Origin of the sequence: Streptomyces sp. CC53 (genome assembly GCF_001865245.1) — a bacterium.
Taxonomy (GTDB): Bacteria; Actinomycetota; Actinomycetes; order Streptomycetales; family Streptomycetaceae; genus Streptomyces.
Map to the genome: position 1 here is coordinate 1 of NZ_MKXB01000081.1, position 4,375 is coordinate 4,375.

2 protein-coding genes are annotated in these 4,375 nt (G+C 77.5%); both read right to left on the minus strand.

Features of this window, described 5'->3' with window-relative positions:
* The coding region (locus BJP40_RS36220; protein WP_371258608.1) for a protein kinase at positions 1-1,252 on the minus strand (1,252 nt) is incomplete at its 3' end.
* A 1,026-nt stretch (positions 1,253-2,278) separates the two neighbouring features.
* Positions 2,279-4,063: a serine/threonine-protein kinase gene (locus BJP40_RS07250; RefSeq protein WP_071279538.1), complete on the minus strand. Its 1,785-nt coding sequence runs from the start codon at positions 4,061-4,063 to the stop codon at positions 2,279-2,281.
* Positions 4,064-4,375 lie beyond the last annotated feature (312 nt).

A 4,375-nucleotide genomic window follows, 5' to 3' on the forward strand; every position in this document is an offset into this window, starting at 1 on the left:
GGCCCCGCACGCCCGTGCCCCGCCGGCCCGGCCGGTCCCTCGTCGGTTCGGCGCCACCGGGCGCACCGCGACCGCTCGCGAACGGTTCGGCGTCCCCGGCGCTCCATGAGCCACCGCGTGTGCCGCCCGGGCCCCACGGACCGGCCGCATCCGAGCCACCGGGACCCTCGGCACCCCCCGAGTCACCCGAGTCACCCGAGTCACCCGGCGCACCGGAGCCCCCGGCCGCACCCGAGCCGTCGGGGCCCACCGAGGCGCCCGGGACCGCGCCACCGGGCCCCTCGCTCCCCGCCGGTGAACTCTCGTGGGAGCGCGCGCCCTGCCGGGTGTCCCCCGCGTCGCCCGGCCGCCCGTCGGGGCGGTCGTGCGTCGGGGTGTCCGACACGGGCCCGGTGCCGGGGGGCGGTGCCGCGTCGGGGCGTCGGGTGGGCGGCGGCGGCACGGCCATGTCCGGGGGCCAGGCGGGCGGCGGAGGCACGGCCGACGGCGTGGGCGGGCGCGCCCCCGGGGCCCCGGGCGCACCGAAGCCTCCGGACGCGGGCGCTCCCGGGACCCCGGGCCTGCCGAAGCCGCCCGGCGCCGGGCCCGCGGGGCCGCCGCGCACCCGTGGGCCCGGTCCACCGGACGCCCTCGCTCCACGGCCGGTTCCGGGCGGCGGTGCGGCGGCCAGCGACGCGTAGAGCAACCGTTCCGCCTCCGCCGCGTCGATCCTGCGCTCCGGGTCGCGCTCCAGCAGTCCCCGTACGACGGGCAGCAGCGGACCGGTCGCGGCGGGCGGACGGATCTCGGCCTCCATCACGGCGTGCAGCACCCCGCCCAGCGAGTCGCGGTGGAACGGCGAACGCCCCGTCATGACCGCGCACAGCAGGACCCCCAGCGACCAGAGGTCCGAGGCGGGCCCCGCCTGCCGGCCCTGCACGCGCTCGGGCGCGGTGTACTCGGGGGAGCCGACGAACATCCCGTCCTCGGTGAGCGTCGTCGCCCCGGCCAGCCGGGCGATGCCGAAGTCGCTCAGCACCACGCGCCCCGTGGCCTCTTCGATCAGCACGTTGGCGGGTTTCAGGTCCCGGTGGAGCACCCCGATGGCGTGCGCGGCGCGCAGCGCGGACAGCAGGGCGAGCCCGATGCGCGCCGCCTCCCGTGCGTCGACGGGTCCGCGCACCGCGATCCGCTCGGCGAGGGACACGCCTTCCACGAACTCCATGACGATGTACGGGACGCCTTCCTCCTCCACCACGTCGTGGACGCACACGATGTGCGGGTGGTGGACGCGGGCGACGGCTCGCGCCTCCCGCAGGGTGGAGTCGACGGCCCCGGTGCCGGAGCCGGGACCCGAGCCCGGGCCGTGGCCCTGCCCGGCGACCGCGGGCCGCGCGCCGGGACCGGGGCTGGGACCGGGACCGGGGGCAGGGCCGGAAGCAGGACGGGGAGGACGGCCGGGCGCGGCCGCTCGACCGGCCCCCGTCCAGCGCCCCGCGCCGGGCCCGGAGTCGGCACCCGAACGGGGGTCTGTGCCGGGACCGCGGCCCTCGTCCCGACCGGAACCCCCGCCTCCACCCGCGTCCGGACCCGCATCCTCGCCGGACACCGCACCGAGGCCGGCCCTCCTGCCGGATGCTCCCGGGGTGGGACCCCTGCCGGGCCGCGCGCCGGGGCCGGGGTCCGCCGCGCCGGTCCCGCCCCCCGGGCCGCGGCCGGATGGGGCCCCCGCGTCAAGGCCCGGACCGTACGCCGGACCCGGCTCAGGCTCTGGCTCCTGCCCTGACCCCGGCTCCGGCCCTGGCGGCAAGCCCGGGCCGGGTCCTGGACGCCGTCCCGGCTGCGGACCCGGCTGCGCCCCGAGGTCCCCGTCGGAGCCCTGTGCCGGTTCGGCGTCGGCGGCGCCTGCGGCCGAGCCGGGCACCGGGCCGGGACGCGGTCCCGGCACCCCCCCGACACCGCCGGCCCCCTCCCCCGGCACGAGCGGCGGCGCCGCCCCGCCGCCGGGGCCGTCCATGTCGACGTGGAGCTCCTTGACCGCGACCGGCCGGCCGAGCAGCTCGTCGTACGCCCGCCAGACGGTCCCCATGCCGCCCCGGCCTAGCCGGGACTCCAGGCGGTAGCGGCCGACGATCCGGTGTTGCTCGCGGGGGCGCCCCTGCTCCCGCCGCTCCCCCGCCTGCACCCGCGGCGGTGCCTCGTGCCGCCGCGGCTGCTGCTGATGCCGCTGTTCCCCCTGCTCCTCCGGTCTCCACCCTTCGACCGACACGGCACATCTCCTCCGCTCGCGCCGAGGCAGTCACTCCTCGGCGGGTCGCCAGTGGCGCAGCACGATCTCGAACTGCTCCCGTGTGGTCGCCCAGCTCTCCTCGGGCGACGACATGTACAGCGCGTACTCCGTTCCGCCGTCCGTGTAGTACACCTGGTCGATCGCGTGGCGCCTTCCGGGATGGTCCTTCTCCTCCTGCCAGGTGAACTCCCAGAGACAGGATTCCAGTTGATCACGGAACGTATTCGCGTGGAGCTGGATCCGGCGATACTCCGGCAATCTGTCCTTCAATCGCCGTTCCACGTCCAGCATGTGCATGTACGGGTTCTCGAAGTCGGGTGATCTGTCGACGCTGATGCGGATGCGGTGGCGGCCGTTGTCGGGGGTGTAGTCGATCTGGTCGCCGTCCGTCTGGCGCGTCCAGCCTTCCGGGACGAGGAGGCTGAAGCCCTCCGGGTCCTGCACCCGCCGCCAGCCCTCGGGCGTGCCGCTCGTGCCCACCGCCGCCTCGGCCGACGTCCCGGCGCGAGGCGCGGCGGTGGCGGACGGGCCGCCGCCCGGAGGGCTGCCACCGTCGCCGGCGTACCGCAGCACGGCGAAGCTGGTACCCGCGCCGACGAGGGCGGCCGCGAGGACGGCGAGGACCGTGCGGCGGGCCCTGGACCGGGGGCCGGGCCGGCCGGGTGACGGCCCGTCGACGGAACCCCCCGGGCCAGGGCCGTGCGTGCCGCCGGTCAGGTCGTGCAGGGTCGTGCCGGTCGCCCGGGTGCCGGACCGGCCGGCCGGGTGCGGGCCGTCGGCGGGGGCTCCGCTCGCGGTCTGCTCCCCGTGGAGGGTGCCCGTGACGCTCTGCGACGGCGAGGGCCGGCCGGCCGCGTCGGGGAGCCCGTCGCCGCGCCCCCCGGCTGCGCCTTCCCGCACCTCGTCGCGGGTGACGCTGCGTGGGGGTGCGTACGCCCGGGTGGCGGACGGGGCGCGCCCCTCCAGGGCCTCGACCAGCAGGTGTTCCGCCTCGGCCGCCGCGGGCCGGTCTGCCGGGTCCTTGCGGAGCAGCGCCGTGATCACCGGTCCGAGCGCGCCCGCGTGGGCGGCGGGCGGCAGTTCCTCGGTGACGACGGCCTGCATGGTGCTGATCGGGGACGTGCGCCGGAAGGGCGAGGCGCCCTCCACGGCCGTGTACAGCGTGGCGCCGAGCGCCCACAGGTCGGAGGCGGGGCCCGGGGCGCCGCCTCGCACCCGTTCGGGCGCCAGGTAGTCGATGGAGCCGACGAGTTCGCCGGTGCGGGTGATCGTGGAGTCGCCCTCGATGGCGGCGATCCCGAAGTCGGTGAGGAGTACCCGACCGTCCTTGGCGAGCAGGACGTTGCCCGGCTTGACGTCGCGGTGCAGCACCCCGGCCGCGTGGGCGGCGCCGAGGGCGCCGAGCACGTGCAGGCCGATGCGGGCCGCCTCCCGCGGGTCGACGCGGCCGGAGCCGGCGGCCTTGACCGCGTCGGCGAGCGACTGGCCGTCCACGTACTGCATGACGATCCAGGGCCGGTCGTCGTACTCCAGCACGTCGTGGACGGTGACGACGGAGGGGTGGCTGATCCGGGCGGCGGCTCGCGCCTCCTTCTGGGTGCGGGCGTGCAGGACCGCGCGGTCTGCTTCGGAGACGTACCGTCCCGCCGTCAGTTCCTTGACGGCGACGGTCCGGTGGAGCACTTCGTCATGGGCCCGCCACACCCTGCCCATGCCCCCGCGGCCGATGCTTTCGCTGAGCCGGTAGCGACCGGCGAGCACCAGCCCGGCGCCCATGCCCTGAGTGTGTTCCACGTGTCTCCGCTCGGCCCCGCCCGCTGCTTCGGAGCAAGGTTACGGAGGGTGTGCGACGGGCGGAACCGCGGGGCCGCCACGGAGACCTACCCGTGACGCACTCCCCCCTGTTGGACGGGTTTCTGACAGTGTGTCGAACACGCTGCGTGAGCAACGCCGGGGGCGGCTGCGGGCACCCCTCCGGCCCTTCGCCCGAGCGCGCCGCCGGATACGCGGCAGGGTGCGTCACGGGGCCTCGAACCGGCGGCGCCCCGGGAGCGGACCGGCGGTCGGCGGCGGCCGGTCGGGCCGTCGTGGAGCCGCGCGGCCGGG